The sequence below is a fragment of the Neptunomonas phycophila genome, assembly GCF_001922575.1.
In the GTDB taxonomy this organism is placed as follows: domain Bacteria; phylum Pseudomonadota; class Gammaproteobacteria; order Pseudomonadales; family Balneatricaceae; genus Neptunomonas; species Neptunomonas phycophila.
In genome coordinates this window covers 39,253-65,462 of record NZ_MRCI01000001.1, presented here as the reverse complement: position 1 = coordinate 65,462, position 26,210 = coordinate 39,253, and the positions used below count along the sequence as shown (strand labels likewise).

Here is a 26,210-nt window from a genome sequence, read left to right as displayed (position 1 = left end):
AGGTATACCAAACTGTGTAAAAGCGAGGCCTTTAGCTTAAACAGGCTCTATGACAGAGGTATGACACTCAGTAAGGTTACTTGGCTCTAGCCTGCATCATCAACTTCGACATCTAACCGCGCAATCAAATCATCCAAAGGCGCAGGTTTAGCTAACAAATAGCCTTGCCCCATTTCACAATCATTTTCACGCAAAAAGGCCAATTGTTCGCTCGTTTCAATCCCTTCGGCGATGACTTTAATACCCAACTTATGGGCCATAGCAATAACCGCCGACGTGATCTCCATATCATTTTTATCATGGGGTATATCACGAACAAACGAAGCATCTACCTTCAGGTAATCAAACGGAAGCTTTTTCAGATAACTAAGCGATGAGTAACCTGTGCCAAAATCGTCTATGGCTAAAGAGACACCCAGTGCTTTTAGTTTATGCAGGGTATCGATCACCGCTTGCACGTCATCCATGATCATGGATTCGGTAATTTCAAGCTCGAGCTGCTCGGCGGGTAAACCGCTCTCTTTTAATGCTGAGCTAATTTTAGTTAACAGATCGGGATCAAAAAACTGACGCATGGATAAATTCACCGCAACACGCAAATGATGCCCCATATCCAACAGTACACGCCCTTGTCGACAAGCCTCACGCAGCACCCATTCACCCATTTCCACTATCAGACCTAATTCTTCGGCAAAAGGGATGAACTCCGCCGGCGATATACGCCCTCGAACCGGGTGGTCCCAACGAATCAAGGCTTCTAAGCACACAGGCTGCAAAACACTGAGGATGGAGTATTGAGGTTGATAATGTAAGGTAAACTCATCGTTTTTAAGTGCCTGGATAATCTCCAACTCCATAGTGGCACGCGCAACAACTTCTTCATTCATTTCAGGCATAAAGAATTGAAAATTGTTACGCCCCAGACGTTTAGCTCGGTACATTGCTAAATCAGCGTTTTTCATCAAAACGGGCCAGTCTTCACCGTCTTGAGGGGCCATTGTGATCCCCAAGCTGACAGTTACTTTAACTTCACTACTCCCCAACATAGTTGGATGTGATAAGGCCTTAAGTAACTTTTCAGCTACGACTCCTGCTTCTTTAGGCCCGCTAATTTCTGGCAACAACGCAATAAACTCATCGCCACCGAGGCGAGCTATCATGTCAGAATTACGCAATGTTGTTCGCAAGCGATCCGCAATAGACTGTAATAAACGATCACCGACATCATGACCTAAGGTATCGTTTACCTGCTTAAAGTTATCCAAATCCAAATAGAACAGTGCTAACGAGGTGTTGTTACGCTTTAATTTTTTAATTTCACTTTCTAGTTGCTCACGAAATAATCGACGATTTCCCAACAAGGTAAGCGGATCATAAAATGCTAGCTGCTCGATCTGAGCCTGCGTGTCCTTTTGCTTGGATATATCCTCACTGACACCAATATAATGCGTAATAACATTGGACTCGTCCAAAATGGGGGAAATAGACAGGGTTGTCCAATAGGGCTGCCCCGACTTTGTTCTGTTACGCATTTCTCCGTGCCAATCTTCACCCGATTGGATCGTACGCCACATATCTTGGTAAAAATCAGGGGCTGTTTCTCCTGCATTTAGGATTGACGGTGTTCGACCTCTCACCTCCTCAAGCGTATATCCAGTAACCTCTGTAAACTCTTCGTTGACATACTCAATCGCGCCGGCGGCATCGGTAATCAACACCATTGTAGGGCTTTGCTCGACCGCCCGGGAGAGCTTTTGCAGATTCCCTTCAACCTGCTTGCGTTCAAGAGCCAAACTCACTAAGCGCGCGGCTTGCTCCAACAATGACAACCAGACATCATTCATGGGGGTCGGTTTATTGTGGTACATCCCAAATGTACCAAGAATATTTTGATCAGAATCGAAAATCGGCTGCGCCCATCCAGCCACAAAACCGGCGCGTTTGGCAACGTCCCGGTAACGTTCCCAGAAAGGGTGACTAGACACATCATCAACAATGACTTGCTGCCCTGTCGATGCGGCAGTTCCTGAAGAGCCAGCACCAACCTCAACTTCAACTTCTTCGATGGCTTTTATAAAATAAGGCGGTAAACTCGGTGACGCACCTAACCGGATACGCTTTCCTTCTTTATCCAATAAGAGAATCGAACACACAGATCCAGAACAGATATTCTCTATCCCTTTCACGATTTCAGTGAGTATATTGTTTAGCGACACACCCCTGATAATCATGTCTTGTATACGACCATGATGGCGCAGCAGAGACGTTTCCATGTGCCGATGGGTCATATCTCGGTTTAAAGCAACGATACCTATGACTTCATCATTACGATCCAGCAGTGTGGTTTTAAAACTTTCGAGTAGTTGTGCTTGACCTTCTCTATTATCGACCCAAGCCTCCCTTAAAACAGGGCCCTTCTTGGCATAAACAGCACTGTCGTGTTCATGGATAATATTTTGTATTTTTGCCCCAAAGCAGTCTTCAATGCGCCGCCCAATAATTTTTTCTCTTGGTAAGCCCATGTAATCGCACAATGCTTTGTTCGCCAGTAGGTAACGGCCATGGGTATTTTTTGCGTAGATTTGATCGGGGTTAACATCTAACAATGTTTGAAGGATGTCATTCTTCTGTTCCAATTCGGACAGCTGACGACTCATAGCACGAATTTTACCTTGTCGGGTAAATATCTGCCGAAGAAGAATAACGACAACGATCATCGCTACCAAGATAATGAGCAAGTTATCCATTTATTTATAGCCACTGTCCATGGGAAACATAAAGCCTTAAACGCCTAGCTTTTTAGATAATTAATTGCGCGGTGTGTACGTTAGCTATATCGACCACGCATTAAAAAAGCTTAATGATTTACATAAACGTTGGCGTAATTGACAGTATAGACAGATATTACAGATTAAGTGGCTAAAATTTGTACATATGAGGCAAAAGCCATCTCCACATGTAGCGGGAAGACTAGACCCAGTAGCGGCGCAGAATAGCGCCGCTGAATCAACTCAAGCGGAACGCGCTTTTAAATGAATTTATAGTTTACACGCACCGCCTGCACAATCATCAAAGTCCATACTTTCTAACTCTTCTCGTTCAGATTGAGCAACCTTTACACGGTCAAACAGCGCATTTGCTTGCGTTTCCGTTGCCGCTAAGCCTGCGCGATTAAAAACATCAACCAACACATTTAACTCGTCTAACGTAAAATCATTCATCACTACTCACCTGTTCGTTCAAGAGGCTCAATGTAATCCACCATTAACTGGACGTTACGCTGACCTCTAAATTCATTAACATCTAATTTATACACGGCTCTGACTGACACAATTGCCTGGTCAGGCCAACAATCCATATCCGCATTAAAGTGAATAGCATCCACACTAATGCCGGTTTTTGCATCCATCAGCACCAGCTTAAGATGCCGTTGCCCTACAATTCTTTGTTGTAAAACACTAAACTGACCATCGAATAATGGTTCAGGAAAGTGATGCCCCCAAGGCCCCGCTTCACGCAGCCTTTCAGCCAGTTCTAGACTCATTTCGCTGGCTGACAACTCGCCGTCAGTTTCGATGCGCTGGTCTAAATCATCAGCACTCAGCTGTTCACGAACCGCCTGATCAAACGCAACTTTAAACTGATCTAAAGCCCCCGAATTTAGGGTTAATCCAGCAGCCATTGCATGCCCTCCAAACTTGCTAATCAAGCCTGGATGACGAGCGTTCAATGTCGCTAAAGCATCTCGAATGTGTAAGCCTGGAATCGAGCGAGCCGACCCTTTAATATCCCCGTTATCGCCTCGGGCAAAAGCAATCACCGGTCGATGAGTGCGCTCTTTAATCCGCGACGCTAAAATACCTACCACACCTTGATGCCATGCTTCGTCATATAAGCATAAACCATAAGGTAGTTGATTCTCGTCTAACGGTATTTGATCCAACAACTGCAAGGCTTGCTGCTGCATTTCTTGCTCTATGCCGCGGCGCTCTAGATTTAATTGATCCAAACTTTGAGCCAAATCTCGCGCATAATCAGCATCGTCAGACAATAAGCACTCGATACCAATCGACATATCTTCTAAACGCCCCGCCGCATTAAGACGCGGAGCAATCGCAAAGCCTAAATCACTCGCGACTAAACGTTCTTTTTGTCGGCCTGATATTTCAATCAGGGCCAATAAGCCCGGGCGAGCTTGACCAGCGCGTATACGTTTAAGCCCTTGATGCACCAGAACTCGATTATTATGCTCAAGTGCAACAACGTCCGCGACCGTACCTAAAGCCACTAGATCCAGCAAACTAGCCAAGTTAGGAACGGCCAAGCCCTGTTGTTCAAACCACCCTTGTTGTTGTAGCGCCCGACGCAGCGCAATCAACACATAGAAAATAACCCCGACACCGCACGTCGACTTTGCAGGGAAGCCACAACCGGGCTGATTTGGGTTAACAATTGCGGCGGCATCCGGTAGTTGATCTCCCGCTAAGTGATGGTCTGTTACGACTACATCCATACCTAATGATCGCGCCCTAGCCACGCCTTCCACACTGGAGATGCCATTATCAACCGTGATTAATAATGAGGGCGACTGCGTATGCGCTACTTCAACAATTTCTGGGCTTAAGCCATAGCCATACTCAAAACGATTTGGCACTAAATAATCGACCTGAGTAGCCCCCATCATGCGCAATCCCAGAATAGCAACAGCCGTGCTAGTCGCGCCATCACAATCAAAGTCACCCACTATCAACATCGATTCGTTAGATACAACAGCGTGAGCTAACCGCGCAACCGCTTCATTCATCCCTTTCATTTCAGAGTCTGGGAGTAATTCTTTTAAATTACGCCCTAACTCTGCTTGGGATTGAACCCCGCGCGATGCATAAATCCGTGCGAGTGCATGAGGTACTTGCGAGAATATAGGCAATTGCTCAGAGCCCGGCGCTCGGCGTTCAATGGACACTCGTTTCACATGTTAACCTTAGGTGATCTTTCAGTTTTAATCACACATCCACATTAAAGCAGTCAATTCTAGCAGCATAAAAAAAGGCCCGATCAGAATCGAGCCCTTTCTGTGCAACAGCTTGTTGACTGTTGCTTAAGGCGTGACATTATCCGCGATAAAAGCTTGTACGCCAGCAATGTCATTATCTAGAACCGTCATACGTTCTTCACGATCAAACAAATCGGCCATGTGTTCAGGTAATGCTGGGGACTCTAGGCCCGCTTTTAATACAGCATCCGGAAACTTAACTGGATGTGCCGTTGCTAAAGTGATCATGGGCACCGCTTTATCACGAATGCATTCACGAGCCGCTTTAACACCAATCGCCGTATGAGGGTCTAGTAAGTAACCTGTTTCGGCATGCACATCAGCAATAGTTTGGCACGTTGCCTCGTCATCAACAGCATAGCTATCAAACAGCTCGCGAACCTTCTCCCACTTAGCAGGATCCAGTTGAACAGATTCTGTTTTAAATCGCTTCATCAAGTCATCAATGGACGCGCCATCTTTGTCGTAAACGTCAAATAGCATACGCTCAAAATTAGATGACACCATGATATCCATTGATGGTGACAAGGTGTGCACTAAACTCTGCTTGGACATATCGTTACCCGAAATCACCCGGTGCAATATATCGTTGTGGTTAGTTGCTACAACCAGCTGGCTGATGGGTAGCCCCATTTTCTTCGCCAAATAACCAGCAAATATGTCGCCGAAGTTGCCAGTAGGCACTGAAAAAGCAACCGGACGATGAGGGCCACCTACCGCCAGAGATGCTGAGAAATAATAAACGATCTGGGACATAATACGTGCCCAGTTAATCGAATTCACCGCACCTAATTTCATCCCCTTAAGGAATGACTGATCTGCAAAACTCGCTTTAACCATCTCTTGGCAATCATCAAAGTTACCTTCGAGCGCGATATTATGCACATTATCAGCTAACACCGTAGTCATCTGCTTACGTTGCACCTCAGATACACGGTTGTGTGGATGCAGGATAAAGATATCAACATGCTTGGAATGACGGCAGCCTTCAATGGCAGCGGAGCCTGTATCGCCAGACGTAGCCCCCATGATCACCAAATGCTCATTGCGCTTTACAAGCACATGATCCATTAAGCGGCCTAGCAGCTGCAATGCAAAGTCTTTAAAGGCCAATGTAGGGCCATGAAACAACTCAAGCACCCATTCATTAGTACCAAGCTCTTTTAACGGTGCTACCGCCGTATGATTAAAGCCTGCATAGGTTTCATCGATCATGACTTTAAGATCGGCATCCGCGATACAGTCATTGACGAACGGAGAGATCACTTTGAATGCCAAATCGGCGTAAGACAAACCTGCCCAACTTGCTATCTCTTCCTGACTAAATGTCGGCAGCTCTTCAGGTACGTATAAGCCACCATCACTAGCTAATCCAGCCAGTAAAACTTCTTCAAAATTAAGCGCTGGAGCTTGGCCGCGTGTAGAAATGTATTTCATGTCTTTTCCTTTAGCCTTGTAGCTGCTCAACACGGATACGTGTTACCTGCCCAATGATGTCATCTAGCGCTTCGATAGCTGCGATCGCATCATTCATTGTTTGCTCTTTAACGCGTTGCGTTAGCAAAATAACAGGGACTTGGTATTCGGCTGTTTCCTTTTGGATGATCGCCTCAATATTGATGCCGTTATCACCTAATATTTTAGTAATGCTAGCCAATACGCCCGGCTTTTCAACAGCGTGCAGTCTTAAATAATACGATGTCTCAGTCTCAGTCATCGGCAAAACAGGCGTTGAAGATAGCTCGTCTTGCTGGAACGCCAAAGGCGGTACACGCCCTTCGTTTTCAGCCGCTAGATTACGTACCACATCGACAATGTCCGCTACCACAGCAGACGCCGTAGGCTCTGCTCCTGCACCTGCGCCGTAATAAAGCGTTTGCCCCACAGCATCGCCATCAACCATAACAGCGTTCATTACGCCATTTACATTGGCGAGTAGCATTTTCTCGGGGATTAAGGTTGGGTGAACCCGCAACTCGATGCCATTTTCGGTACGACGGCTAATGCCTAAGTGTTTTATGCGATAGCCTAGCTCTTCTGCATACTGAACATCTTCAGCCGTAATTTTGCTGATGCCTTCGGTATAAGCTTTATCAAACTGTAGCGGAATACCAAATGCGATCGATGCAAGGATAGTCAGCTTATGCGCTGCATCAATCCCCTCAACATCAAATGTAGGATCCGCCTCGGCATAACCTAAAGCCTGCGCTTCTGCTAGCACATCAGCAAAGTCACGGCCTTTTTCGCGCATTTCTGTCAGGATGAAGTTACCTGTACCATTAATGATACCGGCTAACCAATTAATACTGTTTGCAGACAAGCCTTCACGGATAGCTTTAACGACAGGAATACCGCCAGCCACCGATGCCTCATAAGACACCATGACGTTGTTACGCTGAGCGGCTTCAAAAATTTCGTTACCATGGACGGCAATTAGGGCCTTATTAGCCGTCACTACATGCTTACCATTCTCGATTGCTGTCATAACAAGCTTAAAAGCTACGTCATAGCCGCCGATTAGCTCAACCACGATATCAATATCAGGATTAGTAGCCACTTCAAAAATATCACGGGTAATGGCTGTACCATGGGTATTGCAGGCTGGGTTATCACGACGAGCGCCAATTTGCTGCACAATAATCTGACGTCCAGCTCTGCGCGCAATCTCATCTGCATTACGCAGAAGAACATTAAAAGTGCCGCCACCGACGGTACCAAGACCACAAATTCCTACATTTACCGGTTTCAAAACCTTACCTCGCTGTTAACAAGCCATCCCATGGATTTAAGATACATAAAGATCCCGTCTAATCACTTCAACGACAGACGCTTGCCCAATGCTCAAAAAATGGTCACACATTATAGCGAATAGTTTGACGTTACTCTATTAACACACCATGACCGACCATAAAAAAAGGAGCTTTCGCTCCTTCTTTTCTAAATTACACCAGCAATTTAATGCCTAAAGCTCGTTTATGAATCAGCTTTAATCAGCTCGATCAATCGCGAAGCAGGCATGTAACCGGGGATTAACTTACCCTGCGCCGTTACAATGGCAGGGGTTCCCGTTACACCCGCTTTTTGACCTAGCATATATTGATCGATAACCGGATTTTCACACGTAGCGCTAGCAACCGACTTCCCTTGCTTTGACTGGTCCATGGCTGCATTTCTATCTTCTGCACACCAGATCGATTCCATTTTTTTATGCACAGGAGATCCAGGCCCTTGGCGCGGGAAGGCTAAATACTTCACGGTTACACCTTGAGCTTGCAATTTAGGCACCTCATCATGCAACTTGCGGCAATACGGGCAATCAACATCCGTAAACACAAACACAGACGCTTTTTCGGCACCTTGAGCCGGATAGATGACTAGATCACTATCATCCAACGCCGCCATTTCTTTTTCACGCTGAGCATTTTGCTTTTTCTCAGTTAAGCTGACAAAACCTTCAGCATCAGATAACTGATACAAATTACCCAGCAAAAAGAACTCTCCCTTTTCATCCGTGTAAAGTACTTCTCCGCTACCGAGTTCAACTTCGTACATCCCCGGAATAGGGGCTTTTTCTATTGATACCACTGGTATGCCAGCATCAATTTTCTTAATTTGTGTTTGAATTTGCTCTTCAACGCTTTGAGCAAAAACACTCGTGCTGAGCAATAACAGCAAAGTGGGCAATAGAGTACGGCGCATAACTTCCTCTGAGGATTAATTAATAAAATTTAAGACGTAATGAGTTTGTTTTAGTTCAGCACGAGCGACCCACATCATAAGTTTTAACATAAAAGAGATCTACATTAGGGCACAAATGGATCACCCCCGTGGGTGATGATCCTTATGCAATGCTTGCAGACGCTGCTGCGCTACGTGCGTATATATTTGAGTTGTTGATAAATCACTGTGACCTAACATCATCTGAACAACCCGCAAATCGGCTCCATGATTCAATAAATGCGTGGCGAAAGCGTGGCGTAATACATGCGGTGATAAAGGCTTATCAATACCTGCAACGACAGCATACTGCTTAATACGATGCCAAAAAGTCTGACGAGTCATTTGCACGCCCCGCTGACTAGGAAAAACAACTTCACAAGCCGGGTCCGTCAGCAAATCAGGACGCGCATTTTGCAAATACAACGCTAGACAATTACAAGCTTCTTCTCCTAAAGGAACCAGCCGCTCTTTATCACCTTTACCAATGACCCGAACAACCCCCATTCGCAAGTTAATTTGGCCTAAGGTCAATGACACAAGCTCCGTTACCCGCAAACCAGTTGCATACAAGGTTTCTAACATTGCCCTATCGCGCAAGCCTATCGTGGTACCGGTATCTGGGGCATGTAAAAGCTGTGTTACATCATCTTCGGAGAGCGTTTTGGGTAAAGCACGACCTTTCTTGGGAAGCTGAATTTGCAAAAGCGGATCAACACCAATCAACGACTCCCGCAATAAATAGCGGTAAAAGCGACGTGCGCAAGAAATAAAACGAGATGTAGAAGCCGGGCTCAGCGCCTGGGCCACACGCCAATTGAGGTAACGTCGCACATCAGCAGAAGTAACGCCAAGCAAAGACATACCCAGCTCATTTAGCCAGCAAGCAAATAATGACAGATCTCTTTGATAGGCCAGCTGAGTATTCTTACTCAGGCCTTCTTCCAACCATAGGGCGTCAACAAACTGCTGAATGACTTTAACATCCGCCTCTTCTGGCGCTTTACGCGTAAAACGCTTATCTCCGCTTACAGTGACGTCCACTATCAACGATACACTTCTACGGCAGATATATTTTCGCGCAGCACCGGAATCGTCGCTTTCCCTTGCTGTATATGACGGCGAATGCTAATTCCGGAGCTATTCACTCCCACTAATACGCCATCCATTTCACGACCAAATAAGGTTTGAACTTTTATCGAGCTACCAATGTACCCTTCTAGCTCAGGAAAAGGGGTCAACTCAAAGCGCTTTTCTTTCTCGGGTGGTCTAATCGGCATAACACCCGGAACAATTTCGCGTAATCGAGCCTCACTTATCCCCGCAGGCTCCTCGATGATTGCATCAGGAGTCACCATTGCACGAGCGGCAGAGCGCACATCACCGGCATATAGCTGTAAAATAACTTCCCACTCAGCATCGGTGAACTCAATCAACTTAGCGCCGACACTCCATCGAACTTCGGCTCGACTAAAGACACCTTCTACGCCTTCAATAGCAGTTAAAGCCGACAAGGAAGGAGGTACAGCCGGTTCAAATCGTAATTGAGTACTCATATTCGGCTGCCACAAGGAAACCATCGACTGGAGCACATCTTCACTGACATTCACACCGTACAGCGCCCACCAAGCATTAAGAGCGTCTTGGTATAACGCACTGTAGTTTGCCACTTCAACACCCGCCTGCTCTGCACAACGATTGCGCCAACGCGTATTGATTCCTTGGTCTTTTATAGAAACCCTCATCTGCTGAATAACGCTAGCGGCTAATTGCTCGCGCCTTAGGGAAACCCGACCGGGCTGACCGACCAGCAAATCTATTTCGCCTGCGGCCAACTGGTTAAAATCGGCTTTCAGTACCAAGCGCAAGGCGTTGTTTTGGAGGGACGGATCAAAAAGAAACGTAGCGCTTCCTCTGATATTTTTATAACCCAGCTCCTCAAGGGGTGTCCGTCCAAACGCCGTTTCTTCTGGACAAAGCAACGTTGATAACGAAGGTGTGTCCTTATTATCGACATGCTGATGCTTTAACAGACTAAATGACTCAGAAGACAACTGAAGTTGATCAAGGGAAACAAAAAAAGATGAGGACACAACGCCTGAAGATAAAGCATTGTCTAAGGACAGTAGATCAAGCCAGTTAGTCGCGCCTATTGATAACTGCTCGGCTGATAAAAGCGGCTTACCCGAGTTTAAGCGAACACGCATCCCTGTCAGCGAGACATCTTGAAACGCCCAAGCGCTAATTTGCTGGTAGCTTACCTGCGCGATAGGGCTAATACTGGAGATTAAATTATCAACACTACGCTTAACTTGGAACCAATAAAAACCTTGCACCCCCGCTACCGCTAGCACGGGCAAAATAAGCCAAATTAACCACCTGAAACGACTACGCATCCACTCCCTCAGCTTTATGGACTAGCATCCTAGCTAGTGATTTTAGATGGGTCTTGATCAAGATGCTAATAACATACACAAAAAAGGTGACCATAGGTCACCTTTTTTTTACTGCATTGAACCAAATCAAACTCAGCCGAGTTTTTCTTTGATACGCGCAGACTTACCGCTACGCTCACGCAAGTAGTAAAGCTTAGCTTGACGAACATCACCACGACGCTTAAGAGTGATCTCTTCAACTTGTGTGCTGTAAGTTTGGAAAGTACGCTCAACACCCACACCGTGGGAGATTTTACGTACAGTAAACGCAGAGTTTAGACCGCGGTTACGCTTGCCAATTACAACGCCTTCGAAAGCCTGTAAACGGCTACGAGTGCCTTCAACTACACGAACCTGTACAACAACTGTGTCACCAGGTCCAAAAGCTGGAATTTCTTTACTATTCGTCTGTTCAGCTTCGATTTGCTGAATAATTGCGTTTTTGCTGCTCATCGCTCGCTCCTAATATTCAACCGCCGGACGCTTCGGTCTCGCGGACATAATCAGTTAACAATGCTTGCTGTTCGGCTGTTAACTGCATCTTATCTAACAGGTCGGGCCGGCGTTGCCAGGTTCTTCCTAACTGTTGTTTAAGACGCCAACGCCTGATCTTTTCATGATCACCGCTCAGCAGCACATCAGGTACAACGTGTTCATCAATGACTTCAGGCCGTGTGTAATGGGGGCAATCTAGTAAACCCTCAGCAAAAGAGTCTTCTTCTGCCGAAGCACTATGTCCCAAAACACCGGGTACCAGTCGAGAAACAGCATCAATCATAGTCATGGCGGGCAATTCCCCACCGCTTAAGACAAAGTCTCCAAGCGACCACTCTTCATCTATCTCTGTTCCAATAAGGCGCTCATCAATACCTTCATAACGCCCTGCCACTAAAATCAGCTTTTCGCAAGAAACAAGCTCTTGCACACCTGCATGGTCTAGACGTCGGCCCTGAGGGGACAAGTAAATAACCTTGGCACCTTCACCTGCTTGCGCTTTAGCCGCCTGTATAGCATCTCGTAATGGCTGCACTTTCATCAGCATTCCGGGACCTCCGCCATAAGGGCGATCATCCACTGTGCGATGCTTATCCAACGTAAAATCGCGAGGATTCCAACATTGAATGGCAATTAAACCATCTCGAACCCCTCTTCCTGTTACTCCATGCTGAGTTATTGCCTCAAACATTTCAGGAAAGAGCGTCACCACACCAAACCACACAGCCTAGAACTCCGGATCCCAATCGATCCTCATCGTACCTGCGTCTAGGTCAATTTCTTTAATCACTATATCGGGCAGATAAGGAATGAGTCGTTCGCGACGATCATAGCTTTCTGCATTGCCCCGTACGACCATGACGTCGTTCGAGCCTGTTTCCAACAAGTGACTTACACGCCCCAGATTTTCTCCGGTGAGTGTAATAACCGTCAGTTTTTCCAGCTGGCTCCAATAATATTCACCTTCTCCAAGCTTAGGTAACAACTCGGAATCGATACCAATATCAACACCGCTAAAGCGCTGAGCATGATCTCTGTCATGAACACCATCTAACTTGGCAATCAAACCTTTGCCATGCTTTTTACTTGCCTCCAATTTGAAGGTCTGCCATTGGCCGTTAATTTTTAGCTGCCATGGCGTATAACTCAATAAGTTTTCCATCGGATCAGTATGAGAGAAGACTTTTACCCATCCCTTTATACCGTATACCGAGGTAATCTGGCCGACTACGGTGATATCGTTTGATGTATTTCGGCTCATTATGAATTATCCAGTAACCAGCTGTTCAGAAATTACTGAGCAGCTTTTTTAGCTTCTTTAACTAGCTGAGCAACACGCTCAGACAGTGTAGCGCCTTTTCCAGTCCAGTATTCAACACGGGACAGGTCTAAGCGTAAACGCTCTTCTTGACCGCGAGCTGTTGGGTTGAAGAAACCGATACGCTCAATAAAGCGACCATCGCGAGCATTTCGAGAATCGGCAACTGTTACTTGATAGAAAGGACGCTTCTTAGCGCCACCACGTGACAAACGAATTGTGACCATCGTTGATCCCTTTATTTATGCGGGGTTTTGGTATCGCCCTGCGTTTGATTTCCACATCGCCCGACTAAACTAGCAAGACAATGCAGGCATAAAAATTATAGGGGGCGAATTCTACTCGAACCCGCCCCCTAATTAAAGCTTTCTGATTATTTTTTATTCAGACTACATCCGAGGGAAGCCGCCGCCTCCACCCATGCCCGGTGGCATCATACCTTTCATGCCACGCATCATCTTAGACATGCCACCTTTGCCCGAAAACTTTTTCATCATTTTTGACATTTGCTTGTGCTGTTTTAGCAGACGATTCACATCTTGAATCTGGGTTCCAGATCCCATTGCAATACGCTTTTTACGAGAACCACTGATAATGTCGGGGTTACGGCGTTCTTTTTGCGTCATGGAGTTAATAATCACCTCCATTTGCTTCATGCCTTTTTCTGCTTGGGCTGTATCCGCTTGCTGAGTCAATTGCCCCATACCAGGCAGCTTATCCAACATACCCATCATGCCGCCCATGTTGCTCATTTGCTGCAACTGCTCACGGAAATCTTCTAAATCAAAGCCTTTGCCTTTCTTAATTTTCTGGGCGAATTTTTCAGCTTTGTTTTTATCAATCTTGCGCTCGGCTTCCTCAATAAGAGATAGCACATCCCCCATACCAAGGATTCGTGACGCTAAACGGTCTGGATAAAAAGGTTCTAGCGCATCGACTTTTTCGCCCATACCGATGAATTTAATCGGCTTACCTGTGATATGACGCACAGATAATGCAGCACCGCCGCGCGCATCACCATCAGCTTTCGTGAGGATAACACCGGTAAGTGGCAAGACTTCATTAAATGCTCGTGCAGTATTAGCTGCGTCCTGACCGGTCATGGCATCGACCACAAACAGGGTTTCTACTGGATTAATCGCGCTGTGGAGCTCTTTGATCTCGCCCATCATGCTTTCATCAACGTGCAAACGGCCTGCAGTATCCACCAATAGCACATCAAAATGCTGCAGACGGGCATGTTGGATAGCATTATTAGCTATATCAATTGGCTTTTGATCAGCCGTTGACGGGTAGAATTCAACCCCCACTTCACCAGCTAAGGTCTCTAATTGCTTAATGGCCGCCGGACGATATACATCGGCAGAGACAACCAAGACCTTCTTCTTTTCACGGTCTTTTAACAAGCGCGCCAATTTGGCAACCGAGGTCGTTTTACCCGCCCCTTGCAAGCCCGCCATTAATACGACGGCAGGCGGCTTAGCCGCTAGATTTAGCGCCTCGTTTGCTTCCCCCATGACACGCACGAGTTCTTCGTTAACAATTTTAACGAAAACTTGGCCCGGAGTTAGACTTTTAGAGACCTCTTGACCTACCGCTCGCTCCTTGACCCCATTCACAAAATCTTTAACAACGGGAAGCGCCACATCGGCTTCAAGCAACGCCATACGCACTTCACGTAGCGTATCTTTTATATTGTCTTCGGTCAGTTTTGCCTGCCCCGTAACAGCACGGAGCGTTTTCGTTAATCGTTCTGACAGGTTCTCAAACATAGTCGCCTCTGATACCCCGCATTCCCACCAACATCAGCTATAAAAATCAGGGATTGCGTTACGGTTTACCTTAAATGCTTAAATATGGCGCTCATTATAGCCTAGTGTAATAGAGCACCACACCCCATTATTTCCTATACCTTCTATTTGTGCCAAACTACGGCGTCTATCAGGAGGACTTCATGCTTTTAATTTCAACGCTGTTAGCGGTTTTATTATATTTGGTTGCGGCCACGCTACAGTGGACAGTATTAAAGGGTAACAAACGCACCTCTGGGTTTGCCGTTAGAGCCGTGGCCACTACCGCTGTCGTTCTTCATACTTTTTCGATTTATCACACACTCCACCAGCCCAATGGCATCAATCTTGGCTTTTTTGCCGCAGGATCGTTAATAGCCTGGTTGGTAGCGGTCATTGTCACACTCAGTAGCTTGCGCCAAAAAATAGACAATTTGTTTATTGGTGTTTTACCGATGGCCGCCTTAGCAGCTGGGTTGGCTGTTTGGGGTCCTGAATTAGGTGAGCCACACTTATACCGCGGTGGTTTGATTTTTCACATACTGTTATCCATTTTAGCTTATAGCATGTTTACCGTAGCTACCTTCCAAGCCATTCTATTGTCTCGTCAAGATCAAGCTTTAAAACAACACCACACACGTGGGTTAGTCGCCTCATTACCCCCGCTTCAAACAATGGAGCGTTTATTATTTGAAATGCTTTGGATTGCAATGGGGCTACTATCAGCATCGCTGATCACAGGCTTCCTATTTGTTGATGATTTATTAGCCCAACATTTGGTTCATAAAACAGCTTTATCCATTATTGCTTGGCTGCTTTATGCCGTCTTATTGTGGGGTCGATTAATGCGTGGGTGGCGCAGTCAGCGCGCCGTACGCTGGACAATTTCGGGGTTCGTGATTCTAATGCTTGGCTTCTTTGGTTCTAAGTTAGTAATTGATCTTATCTATGGTGGTTAATCAAGCGCATCAGCGTATTGACAGCGCCGCTGGGGATACTGACAATGAGTCTCCATTTTTAAGTTAAGGCCCTAAGTTTTGGAAGACGCATCAATAGGATTTCTTCTCGGAGTTCTCTGCTTCCTGATTCTCTGTTCAGCATTCTTTTCCAGCTCAGAAACAGGCATGATGTCACTTAACCGTTATCGGTTAAAACATCTTGTTAAACAAAAGCACCGCGGTGCTCGTCAAGCAAGTAAGTTACTGGACCGGCCAGACCGCTTAATCGGCGTCATCTTAATCGGCAATAACTTTGTCAACATTTTGGCATCTGCCATTGCAACTGTCATTGCGGTTCGTTTATGGGGTGATGCGGGTATTGCGATAGCCACCGCAGCCCTGACCATTGTTATTCTTATATTCGCAGAAGTGTCACCTAAAACGGTCGCCGCTTTGTACCCAGAAAAAATAGCATTCCCGGCGAGCTACCTTCTAATTCCGCTGCTTAAAATAAGCTACCCTCTGGTGTGGGTAGTCAATGGTATTACCAATACTATTCTTAAAATTTTTGGGATCAGCACGGCAGGAAGTGGCGACCACCACATTAGCTCAGAAGAACTGCGCACCTTAGTGAATGAAGCAGGCGCGTTGCTGCCCAAGCGTAAGCAATCAATGCTGCTAGGTGTTTTAGAGCTCAATGACGTAACCGTTGATGACATCATGATCCCTCGTAGTGAAATACAAGGGATTGATTTAGATTTAGAGCTCGATGAAATTCTCGATAGACTTTCCCATACGCAGCATACCCGCCTTCCCGTCTATAACGGCGATATCAACCGGGTGGTGGGCATTCTACACATGCGTAACCTCGCTCAGCTCATCCAACAGGGCACGGTCAACAAAGCCTCTATTTTGCAAGTTATCAGAGAGCCTTACTTCATTCCGGAAGGTACTCCACTGCAAACCCAATTGCTCAATTTCCAAAAAGGAAGCCGTCGTATTGGCCTTGTTGTGGATGAATACGGTGACGTCCAAGGCATAGCAACCCTTGAAGACATTCTGGAAGAAATTGTTGGCGAACTATCGGCGGAACACCGTGAAGACAATAACGATATCCACCGCCAAGAAGACGGAAGCTTCTTTATTGAAGCCTCGGCGTATGTTCGAGAGATCAACAAATCACTTGACTGGGAGCTACCCACTGACGGCCCTAAAACCCTCAATGGGTTAATTATAGAAACGCTCGAATCTATCCCTGATGCAAACGTTTGCTTGCAAATAGGCCGCTATCAGATCGAAACATTACAAATGACTGACAACCTGATCAAGTCGGCAAAAATCATTCCGTTACCCGTCGAAGACCTAGACGATTAACCCAAGCGCTGCAGATTACGGCTAGCTAATCTGCAGCGTCTAACTTCTCATAAACACTTTGCACTTTATCAGCGATAGTCTGCTCGCGATCAACGCGCGTCCCAACGCGTATTGAGGTAGTGATCCGTGGTGCGCCCATACCGTGTACCGCTTCATGACACTGTTTGACGGTAGCAAAAACAGCATCCCACTCACCTTCGATATTCGTTCCATATGCGTGCATTTGATGAGATAGACCAGACGCTTTAATAATACGCTGGCATTCGGCCACGTAGGGTGAAACAGAAACACCAACACCCAGCGGCACAACACAAAGATCTATCATGACATTCATAACGCCTCCTAAACGGCAAAAAGATCATGAGTAAGTACTAACATACTTCACCGTTTTCTCGCCGCACAATTCTCTGCCAAGCTTCACGCTTTTGATCGTCGCTCAGTAAACCCCACTCAGCGATCTCCATGCCTGAGCGATGACAAGCTGTGCAAATATCATTCATATCTAATACGCAGACACCTACACATGGATTAGGTACAGGTTTAGTCTGGGAAGGGTTACCACTTGCGGAGGTACTTTTTATCGTCATTTAACTTAACTCTAGCAGTCGCTTTCATGCTCAGGTCTTGGCTTCATAGGAATGCCAGCATCCAAGCCTACATTCAATAATTCTACCAGCATAAACGCCGTCAGCCCCCAAATTATATGACCATCATATTGATAAGCAGGTACATAACGTGTTTTCCCTTTGAATAGAATCTCATCCGTATGGTGTCGGGTATCCTGCATAAAAAAAGACAGTGGCACACGAAAAATTTCATCCAGCTCGTCGAGGTTTGCCGTTAACGGCTCATCCGGCTCAACAATCCCCACCCAAGGCGTTACCACCACTTGATGCAACGACACAACCTGCCCTAATTGCGCTAATATCTCAACACGATGGGGCAGCAAACCGACTTCTTCTTCGGCCTCACGTAAGGCCGTAAACTTTAAATCCGGATCAGTCGCATCTTGCTTACCACCTGGGAAGGCGACTTCGCCACTGTGCGTCGAAAGCTTAGCAGAGCGACGTGTTAGGATCACATGCGGGTCTGGCTCGTTTGTTAGTGCTATTAGCACACTGGCTTGAGGTTTACGCGCGGTAATCAAACGCGGTTTATAAATAGCCAACCGCTGGCGTAATTGGTTTATCATAAAATCACCTTAGCACAAGGCGAACTATCATACCCTTGCGCCACTACTTCACTTAGACTTTTATACAGGTAAGGATAGCACTCATGAATTTTTGCAGTGAATGCGGGCAACCGGTTTCGGTCGAGGTACCAGCGGGTGATAACAGACCCCGCCACGTATGCCATGCCTGTGAGACTATCCATTACTCCAACCCCAATATCATAGCGGGTTGCCTACCAGTCTATCAGGAAGAGTATATACTGCTGTGCAAGCGCGCTATTGAGCCGCGAATCGGCTATTGGACACTACCGGCCGGCTTTATGGAAAATAATGAATCCGTAGAACAAGCCGCTCTACGAGAAACTTTTGAGGAAGCATGCGCCAGTGTCACCATTAGAAAACTGTATACACTGACATCAATCGTCCACGTAAACCAAGTACAAATGCTCTACCTTGCAGAGCTTACTTCCCCCGAATATGCCGCCAGCGAAGAGTCGCTCGAAGTGGAGCTCTTCCATATCAACGAGATTCCATGGGACCAGCTTGCCTTTCAAACCATCCACAATGCCTTGCGTTTTTATATTGAGGACAAAAAGAACGGCAAGTTCCCATTGCATACGGTGCTTCTTGATACGGCTCCAGGAGAATATATACGCGAAGCTAATGCCTAGGCAAAAGATGCCACTTTATCTTTTTTAGATTTCCTCGGTTGCCATTGGCTCAAGAGAACACCGCCTAGTACCAATAACGAAGCGATTAACTGCTGACCATTTAGACGCTCGCCTAACAGCCAGAACGCCAAGCCCAGCGTGAACACTGGTATTAGATTGATAAAGGCTGATGCTTGCCCCGCGTTAATTCGCGACACACCAAAGTTGAACAAGCCGTAAGCGCCAATATTTATCAATGTTCCCAAATACACGATGGGCCAAATCCCCTCTGGAACCACCTGCGTAGGCAATTGCGTACTTGGCAAAAACAAGAAGGGAGCAAAAAATATCGTCCCGCAAAACGCCTGCATGGCCGTCAAAAACCAAGTGGAATAACGAGTAGACAAATGCTTCAAACACAAGGTGTAGCAGGTTGCACATACCATGGCACAGAACTCAAGGAAGTTCCCCCACAATGGATTAGGAGCAGATTCGCTTTCGTCGCCAGCCATACTGAGCCAAACAGCCCCAATAACCGCAACAGCAAAGCCCACCCACGCCATTTTATGGAGCCGCTCAGCCAAAAAAATCAAAGCCCCCATAGCCACTAACAAGGGCGCTAACGCCGTTATCATACCGGCCTGAGTAGCACTGGTATTTTGTAATGCATGGGCTTCAAATAAAAAATACAGGCAAGGCTCACTCGCGACCATCAACAGCAATAGGCGCCAATCCCCCGAGCGATACTCAAACCGCATCACTGCTTTTAAAAAAAACATAAAGCAGACAGCGGCCACAAACATACGCCCAAAAATTACTACCATTGGGTCATAATGAACAAACGCCATTTTCAGAGCAATAAAAGAGCTCGACCAAAGCGCCATGGCGACCAACAGACTAGATACGGGAATCCAGAGTGAAAACATAACTACCTCACTGTAAAAAAAGGGAGATTACAGGAAGATAGAAATTAGCCAAACAAATAAAACTTAAATGGCATTAGACTTACTAATAACAGTTTCTAGTTCATCTGGTGACAATGGATAGGAATAGAAATACCCCTGAGCTACATCACATCCGTTAGCGGTTAGGTAAGCAGCTTGCTCTTGGGTTTCAACCCCTTCAGCAACGGTCTCCAAGCCCAAATGTCGCGAAACATCTAGGATAGAGGCCGTAATAGCTTTGTCATCCGAATCATGAGGCAGCCCATCGATGAAGGCTCGATCAATCTTCAATTTATCGATAGGAAACCGCTTTAGGTATGCCAAACTAGAATATCCTGTACCAAAATCGTCCAAAGCAATACGTACCCCCATTTTCTGCAACGTCAGTAGTATGCGTTCGGTTTTCGCGGTATCGAGCATCAACGCTGTTTCCGTTAACTCTAAAACCAAGCTTTCTCCAGGGAAACCTGTTTTTTCTAAAGCGCGAGTCACTGTGGTAAGCAAGCTTTCTTTAAATTGCGCACCCGACACATTGACAGAAATACACGGTATATCTACACCGGCCTCGCGCCAATAAGCACCTTGACGACAAGCTTCATGAAGCACCCAATCACCGATACCATTGATTAATCCTACCTCTTCAGCCAAGGGTATAAACTCAGCAGGCGGCATGAGTTTCCCCTCATGTTTCCAGCGAATGAGCGCTTCACACCCGGTAACACGACCATCGATCAACGAGTACAAAGGCTGATAAGCAAGGAAAAACTCTTGATGCTCTAATGCCTGACGTAAACCATGCTCCACCCTAAGACGACTGGATGCTTTTTCGTTCATTTCAACACTGTAAAACTGGTAGTTGTTACGGCCTTGCTCTTTGGCATGGTACAAAGCAGTATCCGCATTTCTAAACAACGTATCGGCTGTATTTCCGTCATCAGGGAACAACGTAATTCCAATACTTGGCGTTACCGTTAGCTCCAAATCATCACTGTAAATTGGCGCAGACAACGACTTCATCAAACGTTCTGATAAATTAGCAGCAGCACTTAATACTTCCTCTCGGCGTACGGTTAGCAGAATGGCGAACTCATCACCGCCAATACGCGCCACGCTGTCAACATCTCGAACAATGCTGTTTAGACGTTCAGCTATTTGTCTCAGAACAACATCACCCACATTATGACCTAAAGAGTCATTAATATTTTTAAAACGGTCTAGATCAATAAAAAGCAGCGAAAACTTTTGCATGCCACGCTGTTCTGAAAGATCAATGTACTGCTTAACGCGATCATGCAACAAGCGTCGGTTAGGCAAGCCGGTTAAGTCATCATACTCAGCTAAATACTTTAATTGCTGCTCCGCCAACACATGTTCTGACCGATCACTAAACGTAGCAATGTAATTTTTAATACGCTTTTGATCATCACGGAACACCGAAATTGCCATTTGCTGTAAATATATATCGCCCTGCTTGGTGCGGTTCCATATCTCACCTTGCCATTGATCAAATACCGCTAAACTACTCCACAAAGCACGATAAAATTCGCTTGTTTGCTGACCAGAGGATAAAAAACTAGGGTTTTTTCCAAGAACGCTGCTTTGCTCATAGCCTGTTATTTTAGTAAACGCGGGGTTAGTGGCGACGATGAGATTATCGGCATCTGTCACCATAATACCCTCGCGCGAGGTATCGAAAACACAGGCGGCAATATCAAGTTCTTGACGTGTACGTGAGAAGGCCAGTTGAGCATCGCTGGCTTGACTAGAAACCCCTTGCTGCAACTTAATCAGCGCAAGGCGATAACGCCACACTAAACCTACTAACAGAATTATAACGGCTATAGTTACACCAGAAATCTGCTTAATATAGCTGACATACGGCGAACTTAACGCCACCCATCCCGCGTGTTCGATCTGGTCTTCATCGGGATACATATCTGCGATAACAACCCAACCCCACGGCTCAAAATCTTTTACCAACGCTAACTTTGTTATCGACTCATCATTCCCGTTTTCAAACCAATCATACTCACTAAAGCCGCCTCCCTTTTGGGAAATTAACAACATCTCTCGCATCAGAGATCGAAATGCTAAATCCTCCACTTGGGTATAATGCTGACGTTCCGCCGAAGCTTCTATGGTCGGGCTATAAAGAATATGGCCCGCCTTATCAAGCACCGTAAAAGCACCTCGTTGGCCTATATTCATACTCGCAACGCGCTGCAGGGCTTTCGCTTGAATCTCTTGCTGAGCGATCTCTAAATAATCACCGGCTCCAATAACCCAGTCCATGGGTTCAAAATATTTTATATAAGAAACCTTATCGTACATCTGCGAGCCGTGATAAGGCATATACCAACGGTAACGAGCAAACCCCGCCCCCTCCGGGTTTTTAACCGCATCCAGTATGGCTCTCATGATGAATGTTCCCTGATCATCTTGATTATCTTTTAGCAACATTCCTTCAAGGGAGGGGTTAGAGGGTAATAAAATGCAAAGCCCCTGCATATCATCGATAAAAAGATAGCCGCGCCCTTGTTTAAAACGCCAGCGACGCAGTGTCTCAACAAGCAAGCTTTGCAGTTCAGATTGGGAAAGTGCGCCCTGAAAGCGATTATATAGATAAGTGGCATGACCATGCGCCTGTACCACTTGCGCTTGCAGTTGCTCTTTAAGGTCTTGCTCAGACTGGCCATGCATATAGGCTAGGTAGTCTTGCAGCGACCCCATTTCGTTTTGTAAGCGATTTTGGGTAATTGCCAATAGTCCAGACGAGCCTAAAGGGTTCTCATTTAATACAGCAGCTTGGTTTATCCGCAAGATTGTCGCGATAAACATACCAACAAAGCACGCCAAAATGACCATCACAAAAACAGTGACGCGACTGGTTAGGTATTTAGGAAGTGACACTAAGTCGGTAGGCACCGTCATATTCTACTAAGCTACTCTTACAACAACGCAGCATTCCCGACATTGGCCGAAAACGTGCCTTCATATTCAAAACTGTAATTGTAGCAGAGATTACCAATATGAACGCAAACTTAATAGAATTGCCGAACGATGCTCTACTATCATTTTGAGAAAAGCTGAGCTTTGAAGGTCGCGTAATCCGGGCTGGTTTCTGCACTGTAATTTAAGTTCTTGAAAAGTCCTGTTATCCGCATAAAGTAATGCTGCGCTGCGGCTTTATCATCAAAAGCCGGTAAGCTATCCATGACACGCTGAATAAGCCGCAATTGTTCATTCTGGCGAGACATAGGTGTAGAAGCATCTACCGTATCAAAAGCATCTTGTTGTAAAAACACTTCATCCAGAAACTTTGCTTTTAAAAACGTGCAGTAATCCTCCAAGGTGACTCCTTCTTCACCTGTCACTTGCATCATTTGCTCAATAGCTTGTGCGTCCCGCAACCATTGTTGAGCCTCACTTACGCGCAACAGCCAATCATCGCCTAACGTGGATGTATACCAGCCGGATACTTGATCAGTGTAACGCGACCATGACAATAGAGGATCGATTGCCGGATATGCACGTTTGTAAGCACGATCAGCGCTCAATCCTAAAAAAGTTTTTACCGCCCGCAACGTCGATTGGGTTACGGGCTCTTCAAAGTTGCCACCAGCAGGAGACACAGTGCCTATCATGGTTAAAGTCCCCTGCTGCCCGGCATTGTTTTGGATAACCCCAGCGCGCTCGTAAAGCGCCCTAACTGACGAGTCTAAATAAGCGGGAAAAGCCTCTTCACCTGGTATTTCTTCTAAGCGCCCCGATGTTTCTCGCATAGCTTGCGCCCACCGGGAGGTTGAGTCGGCAATTAACAAGGCGTTATACCCCATCTGCCGATAATACTCAGCCAACGTTAGTCCTGTGTAAATAGAGGCTTCACGTGCAGCTACCGGCATGGATGAGGTATTGCAAATAATAATGGTTCGATCCATTAAGGTTCCCCCTTTTGGATCAGGCATATTCGGGAACTCTGTAATCGTTTCAACAACTTCACCCGCCCGCTCACCACACGCGACGATAATAACGATATCGACATCAGAAAATCGCGCTATCAGTCCTTGGAGTACCGTTTTACCGGCGCCAAAAGGCCCGGGAATGCAGGCAGTACCCCCTTTAGCTACCGGAAAGAATGTATCTACCAAACGAATAGAAGTGAGCAGAGGAACATTGGGGTAACAGCGCTGAGAGCGTCCCGATTTGAGCATAGGTGTGCTCAACGGAATACGGACAGGCCAACGCTGCATCATTGAGACCTCAATAACGTCATCTTGCGCAGAAAGGCCGTCAGTTTGTAAAGAATTGGCGTGACGTCGATGAGATACGCTTCGCAAACGAGCAACCACCGTGGTTACCGTGAAACTCCCTTCCTGTATCCAGCTCACCTCCGCTTCACCACTTAGCTGAAAGGGCACCATTATTTGGTGCGTAAAGCGTCCTTCTTGAACGACGCCTAAACAGTCCCCACCTGATACGCGCGCTCCAACACTCACACGCGGCTGAAATGCCCATTTTTTAGAGGTATCAATCCCCGAAACATCTAAACCACGAGGCAAAAAATAACCATGACCAGAAGCAATAACCTCTAATGGATTCTGTAAACCGTCATAAACCTGCCCTAATAAACCAGGGCCCAGCAACACAGATAACATATCTCCCGTTTGTTCGACGGGGTCACCTACCGCAACTCCCCGTGTGCTCTCAAATACCTGCACATCCGCCTCGCCCAAACGCACACGCAAAACTTCAGCTTTTAAGTATTCTTGGCGTTCATCATCAGCACGACGTTGAGGGCAAATATGGACCAACTCATTTTTTATAATGGGATAAAAATCGCCCTGCTCGTCTGTTAATAATTGAATAGTGACAATATCATCGCGTACTCCCTTAACAGTAGCGCGGACGTCAATGCCCTCGGTTCTTGAGGCCGATAATTGACTCATAACGCCTCCTGCATAAACGGAGTTAGTGAGCTATTAGCTCGATTAATTACACTGTCACGCATCGATAAAAACAAAGACGACTTACTCTCATCACCCTTCATAACTCCCAGCTTCGATACTTTTGCCCGCTCAACAAGGCGCCAGCGCAATACATAACTCACTATATTCTCGTATCGAAACATCTCACTTTGCTCGCACAGTATGAGCTGGTTCCACAACCACTGATCAAACAACCGGCTGGCCTTCTTTGCCTTCTTTTCAGCCAGTGCTTGGGCAACGGCCGCAACCTCAGGCCATTGCGCCTCCAAACCAAACAATACGTCACCTGAACGTTTTGTCACTTGTGGCTGATAGCGCCCGTATACGAGTGTTAGAGGTTGATAGCCAAGCAGCCGCTCTCTCACAACCGATAAAAGCGCTAGCGCCTCCCCCATACGCTGAAAAAAGTCTTTTAAGACATCAGACTCAATACTCTGGCATTGTTGTCGCCAAAAATCGGCCCACTGCTGGTTGGTTTTCAATGTTTCAACAGACAATGAGAACAGAGACTCCATGACGGCTAATTGCTGACGGTCAGCCTCTGATAGAGCGGCTAAGCGTTGCTCTAAGCCAATGCGAGAAATAGGTAAAGCCTTGTTAGCAGACAGCGGGGCTAAATAAGGCAATGATGTAATTATCGTTATGTAATGACTCATGAGCGAATAACCCCTTCTAACAGCGCCCGGTATCTTGGTTGCAAATGCGCCAATAAAAGTGCGGTTAGGGTTTGGTCAGTCAACTCAACTTCTATCGCTTGCTCGCGTAGGCGAACTTTAATGCCCGTTCCATCATGAGTGGCTAAGGTGATACCTTGGCGTAACTGCTCGCCCGTTAACGCTTGAACAAAGTGGCTCAATACATCTTGATTGTAGGCTTTGGGGTTATTGCGTAACTCGGCTAACCCGACTTTTTGTTCAGGTAACAGAAGCGTTATTTGCGCCTGATTATCAAGATCAAGCGTGGTTTTGGCTTGTACAACTAACTCTAAAATCATCTGTGCCAACAGCTGGTCATCCAATACTTGGTCGCAAACCAAACGCCCTAACTGCTCAGAAAAACCTGTCACTAATGTTTCTTTCACATGCAATTGAACATCGCGGGCAGCCATACGCAATGCCTCCTCAGAGGCTTTGTGTTCTCGTGCGATAGAGGCTTTGGCTTCTTTTATCAAATGATCAGCCTCTTGTTGAGCCTGAGCAATTAACCAGTCCGCACGCTGCTGTGCTTCCTTTATTAACTTGGCGGCTTCTTGTTGTCCCGCCAAAACGCCCTTTTCTTTTAACCGTGTTATTAGTTCCTCTACGCCATACGAGGCGGCTTGTTGATCAGTCATCATCGCC

The 26,210-nt window shown here is 46.3% G+C and carries 24 protein-coding genes; 3 read left to right on the top strand and 21 right to left on the bottom strand.

Features of this window, described 5'->3' with window-relative positions; genetic code table 11:
- Positions 1 to 86: 86 nt before the first annotated feature.
- The 13 genes from BS617_RS00305 to ffh form a co-directional block, all read right to left on the bottom strand.
- Positions 87 to 2,747 carry a sensor domain-containing protein gene (locus BS617_RS00305; RefSeq protein WP_075170947.1) on the bottom strand — a complete coding sequence of 887 codons (2,661 nt, stop codon included), beginning with the start codon at positions 2,745 to 2,747 and terminating at the stop codon, positions 87 to 89.
- A 291-nt stretch (positions 2,748 to 3,038) separates the two neighbouring features.
- Positions 3,039 to 3,221, bottom strand: coding sequence for a hypothetical protein (locus tag BS617_RS00300; RefSeq protein ID WP_075170946.1), 183 nt, complete (start codon positions 3,219 to 3,221; stop codon positions 3,039 to 3,041).
- 2 nt (positions 3,222 to 3,223) lie between these two features.
- A complete protein-coding gene (gene recJ / locus BS617_RS00295; protein WP_212667396.1) occupies positions 3,224 to 4,972 on the bottom strand; it encodes a single-stranded-DNA-specific exonuclease RecJ in 1,749 nt (582 codons plus the stop codon).
- Positions 4,973 to 5,098: 126 nt separating this feature from the next.
- Positions 5,099 to 6,490 (bottom strand): threonine synthase, encoded by a 1,392-nt coding sequence (thrC, locus tag BS617_RS00290; RefSeq protein ID WP_075170945.1) that lies wholly within the window; start codon positions 6,488 to 6,490, stop codon positions 5,099 to 5,101.
- Between the two features lie 10 nt (positions 6,491 to 6,500).
- Positions 6,501 to 7,802, bottom strand: a complete 1,302-nt coding sequence (locus BS617_RS00285) for a homoserine dehydrogenase (RefSeq protein ID WP_075170944.1) — start codon at positions 7,800 to 7,802, stop codon at positions 6,501 to 6,503.
- 224 nt (positions 7,803 to 8,026) lie between these two features.
- The gene (locus BS617_RS00280) at positions 8,027 to 8,752 is read right to left on the bottom strand and encodes a DsbC family protein (protein ID WP_075170943.1); all 726 of its coding nucleotides are present in this window, start codon (positions 8,750 to 8,752) and stop codon (positions 8,027 to 8,029) included.
- 120 nt (positions 8,753 to 8,872) lie between these two features.
- A complete protein-coding gene (gene xerD, locus BS617_RS00275; protein ID WP_083609871.1) occupies positions 8,873 to 9,814 on the bottom strand; it encodes a site-specific tyrosine recombinase XerD in 942 nt (313 codons plus the stop codon).
- Between the two features lie 2 nt (positions 9,815 to 9,816).
- Positions 9,817 to 11,166: a hypothetical protein gene (locus BS617_RS00270; RefSeq protein WP_075170942.1), complete on the bottom strand. Its 1,350-nt coding sequence runs from the start codon at positions 11,164 to 11,166 to the stop codon at positions 9,817 to 9,819.
- Between the two features lie 132 nt (positions 11,167 to 11,298).
- Positions 11,299 to 11,658 carry a 50S ribosomal protein L19 gene (rplS, locus tag BS617_RS00265; RefSeq protein ID WP_075170941.1) on the bottom strand — a complete coding sequence of 120 codons (360 nt, stop codon included), beginning with the start codon at positions 11,656 to 11,658 and terminating at the stop codon, positions 11,299 to 11,301.
- Between the two features lie 16 nt (positions 11,659 to 11,674).
- Positions 11,675 to 12,424 (bottom strand): tRNA (guanosine(37)-N1)-methyltransferase TrmD, encoded by a 750-nt coding sequence (trmD, locus tag BS617_RS00260; RefSeq protein ID WP_075170940.1) that lies wholly within the window; start codon positions 12,422 to 12,424, stop codon positions 11,675 to 11,677.
- 3 nt (positions 12,425 to 12,427) lie between these two features.
- Positions 12,428 to 12,961 carry a ribosome maturation factor RimM gene (rimM, locus tag BS617_RS00255; RefSeq protein WP_075170939.1) on the bottom strand — a complete coding sequence of 178 codons (534 nt, stop codon included), beginning with the start codon at positions 12,959 to 12,961 and terminating at the stop codon, positions 12,428 to 12,430.
- A gap of 32 nt (positions 12,962 to 12,993) precedes the next feature.
- Positions 12,994 to 13,245 (bottom strand): 30S ribosomal protein S16, encoded by a 252-nt coding sequence (rpsP, locus tag BS617_RS00250; protein ID WP_075170938.1) that lies wholly within the window; start codon positions 13,243 to 13,245, stop codon positions 12,994 to 12,996.
- Positions 13,246 to 13,407: 162 nt separating this feature from the next.
- Positions 13,408 to 14,790, bottom strand: coding sequence for a signal recognition particle protein (ffh, locus tag BS617_RS00245; RefSeq protein WP_075170937.1), 1,383 nt, complete (start codon positions 14,788 to 14,790; stop codon positions 13,408 to 13,410).
- A gap of 182 nt (positions 14,791 to 14,972) precedes the next feature.
- Between ffh and BS617_RS00240 the strand changes: the two genes are divergently transcribed.
- Both BS617_RS00240 and BS617_RS00235 read left to right on the top strand, forming a co-directional pair.
- Entirely contained in the window at positions 14,973 to 15,767 is a 795-nt protein-coding gene (locus tag BS617_RS00240) for a cytochrome C assembly family protein (RefSeq protein ID WP_075170936.1), read from the top strand.
- Between the two features lie 78 nt (positions 15,768 to 15,845).
- A complete protein-coding gene (locus tag BS617_RS00235) occupies positions 15,846 to 17,120 on the top strand; it encodes an HlyC/CorC family transporter (RefSeq protein ID WP_075170935.1) in 1,275 nt (424 codons plus the stop codon).
- Between the two features lie 25 nt (positions 17,121 to 17,145).
- On the opposite strand, the gene BS617_RS00230 is transcribed toward BS617_RS00235, so the two are convergent.
- From BS617_RS00230 to BS617_RS00220, 3 genes are read right to left on the bottom strand one after another with little or no spacing between them, the layout of a single operon-like run.
- Entirely contained in the window at positions 17,146 to 17,454 is a 309-nt protein-coding gene (locus tag BS617_RS00230; RefSeq protein ID WP_075170934.1) for an MTH1187 family thiamine-binding protein, read from the bottom strand.
- Positions 17,455 to 17,491: 37 nt separating this feature from the next.
- The gene (locus tag BS617_RS00225) at positions 17,492 to 17,707 is read right to left on the bottom strand and encodes a DUF1289 domain-containing protein (RefSeq protein WP_075170933.1); all 216 of its coding nucleotides are present in this window, start codon (positions 17,705 to 17,707) and stop codon (positions 17,492 to 17,494) included.
- An 11-nt stretch (positions 17,708 to 17,718) separates the two neighbouring features.
- Entirely contained in the window at positions 17,719 to 18,312 is a 594-nt protein-coding gene (locus tag BS617_RS00220; protein WP_075170932.1) for a CoA pyrophosphatase, read from the bottom strand.
- 83 nt (positions 18,313 to 18,395) lie between these two features.
- Here BS617_RS00220 and BS617_RS00215 point away from each other — a divergent pair, with 83 nt between their 5' ends.
- The gene (locus BS617_RS00215; RefSeq protein WP_075170931.1) at positions 18,396 to 18,962 is read left to right on the top strand and encodes an NUDIX hydrolase; all 567 of its coding nucleotides are present in this window, start codon (positions 18,396 to 18,398) and stop codon (positions 18,960 to 18,962) included.
- Here BS617_RS00215 and BS617_RS00210 read toward each other — a convergent pair.
- The 5 genes from BS617_RS00210 to BS617_RS00190 form a co-directional block, all read right to left on the bottom strand.
- Entirely contained in the window at positions 18,959 to 19,867 is a 909-nt protein-coding gene (locus tag BS617_RS00210) for a DMT family transporter (protein ID WP_075170930.1), read from the bottom strand. The two genes, BS617_RS00215 and BS617_RS00210, sit on opposite strands and share 4 nt — an antisense overlap.
- A gap of 63 nt (positions 19,868 to 19,930) precedes the next feature.
- Positions 19,931 to 22,816: a bifunctional diguanylate cyclase/phosphodiesterase gene (locus BS617_RS00205; RefSeq protein ID WP_075170929.1), complete on the bottom strand. Its 2,886-nt coding sequence runs from the start codon at positions 22,814 to 22,816 to the stop codon at positions 19,931 to 19,933.
- A gap of 140 nt (positions 22,817 to 22,956) precedes the next feature.
- Positions 22,957 to 24,831, bottom strand: a complete 1,875-nt coding sequence (locus tag BS617_RS00200; protein WP_075170928.1) for a V-type ATP synthase subunit A — start codon at positions 24,829 to 24,831, stop codon at positions 22,957 to 22,959.
- Entirely contained in the window at positions 24,828 to 25,526 is a 699-nt protein-coding gene (locus BS617_RS00195) for a hypothetical protein (RefSeq protein WP_075170927.1), read from the bottom strand. The genes BS617_RS00200 and BS617_RS00195 overlap by 4 nt, the downstream gene beginning before the upstream one ends.
- Complete coding sequence (locus BS617_RS00190; RefSeq protein ID WP_170870303.1) at positions 25,523 to 26,206, bottom strand: ATPase; 684 nt, start codon at positions 26,204 to 26,206, stop codon at positions 25,523 to 25,525. Before BS617_RS00190 ends, BS617_RS00195 begins: the two co-directional genes overlap by 4 nt.
- Between the last annotated feature and the right edge of the window lie 4 nt (positions 26,207 to 26,210).

Bases quoted from the DNA above. Each gene is read 5' to 3' on its own strand.
- BS617_RS00305 (WP_075170947.1), bottom strand. From the start codon at position 2,747: ATGGATAACTTGCTCATTATCTTGGTAGCGATGATCGTTGTCGTTATT.
- BS617_RS00300 (WP_075170946.1), bottom strand. From the start codon at position 3,221: ATGAATGATTTTACGTTAGACGAGTTAAATGTGTTGGTTGATGTTTTT.
- thrC (WP_075170945.1), bottom strand. From the start codon at position 6,490: ATGAAATACATTTCTACACGCGGCCAAGCTCCAGCGCTTAATTTTGAA.
- BS617_RS00280 (WP_075170943.1), bottom strand. From the start codon at position 8,752: ATGCGCCGTACTCTATTGCCCACTTTGCTGTTATTGCTCAGCACGAGT.
- BS617_RS00270 (WP_075170942.1), bottom strand. From the start codon at position 11,166: ATGCGTAGTCGTTTCAGGTGGTTAATTTGGCTTATTTTGCCCGTGCTA.
- rplS (WP_075170941.1), bottom strand. From the start codon at position 11,658: ATGAGCAGCAAAAACGCAATTATTCAGCAAATCGAAGCTGAACAGACG.
- rimM (WP_075170939.1), bottom strand. From the start codon at position 12,961: ATGAGCCGAAATACATCAAACGATATCACCGTAGTCGGCCAGATTACC.
- rpsP (WP_075170938.1), bottom strand. From the start codon at position 13,245: ATGGTCACAATTCGTTTGTCACGTGGTGGCGCTAAGAAGCGTCCTTTC.
- ffh (WP_075170937.1), bottom strand. From the start codon at position 14,790: ATGTTTGAGAACCTGTCAGAACGATTAACGAAAACGCTCCGTGCTGTT.
- BS617_RS00240 (WP_075170936.1), top strand. From the start codon at position 14,973: ATGCTTTTAATTTCAACGCTGTTAGCGGTTTTATTATATTTGGTTGCG.
- BS617_RS00230 (WP_075170934.1), bottom strand. From the start codon at position 17,454: ATGAATGTCATGATAGATCTTTGTGTTGTGCCGCTGGGTGTTGGTGTT.
- BS617_RS00225 (WP_075170933.1), bottom strand. From the start codon at position 17,707: ATGACGATAAAAAGTACCTCCGCAAGTGGTAACCCTTCCCAGACTAAA.
- BS617_RS00220 (WP_075170932.1), bottom strand. From the start codon at position 18,312: ATGATAAACCAATTACGCCAGCGGTTGGCTATTTATAAACCGCGTTTG.
- BS617_RS00215 (WP_075170931.1), top strand. From the start codon at position 18,396: ATGAATTTTTGCAGTGAATGCGGGCAACCGGTTTCGGTCGAGGTACCA.
- BS617_RS00210 (WP_075170930.1), bottom strand. From the start codon at position 19,867: ATGTTTTCACTCTGGATTCCCGTATCTAGTCTGTTGGTCGCCATGGCG.
- BS617_RS00205 (WP_075170929.1), bottom strand. From the start codon at position 22,816: ATGACGGTGCCTACCGACTTAGTGTCACTTCCTAAATACCTAACCAGT.
- BS617_RS00200 (WP_075170928.1), bottom strand. From the start codon at position 24,831: ATGAGTCAATTATCGGCCTCAAGAACCGAGGGCATTGACGTCCGCGCT.
- BS617_RS00195 (WP_075170927.1), bottom strand. From the start codon at position 25,526: ATGAGTCATTACATAACGATAATTACATCATTGCCTTATTTAGCCCCG.
- BS617_RS00190 (WP_170870303.1), bottom strand. From the start codon at position 26,206: ATGATGACTGATCAACAAGCCGCCTCGTATGGCGTAGAGGAACTAATA.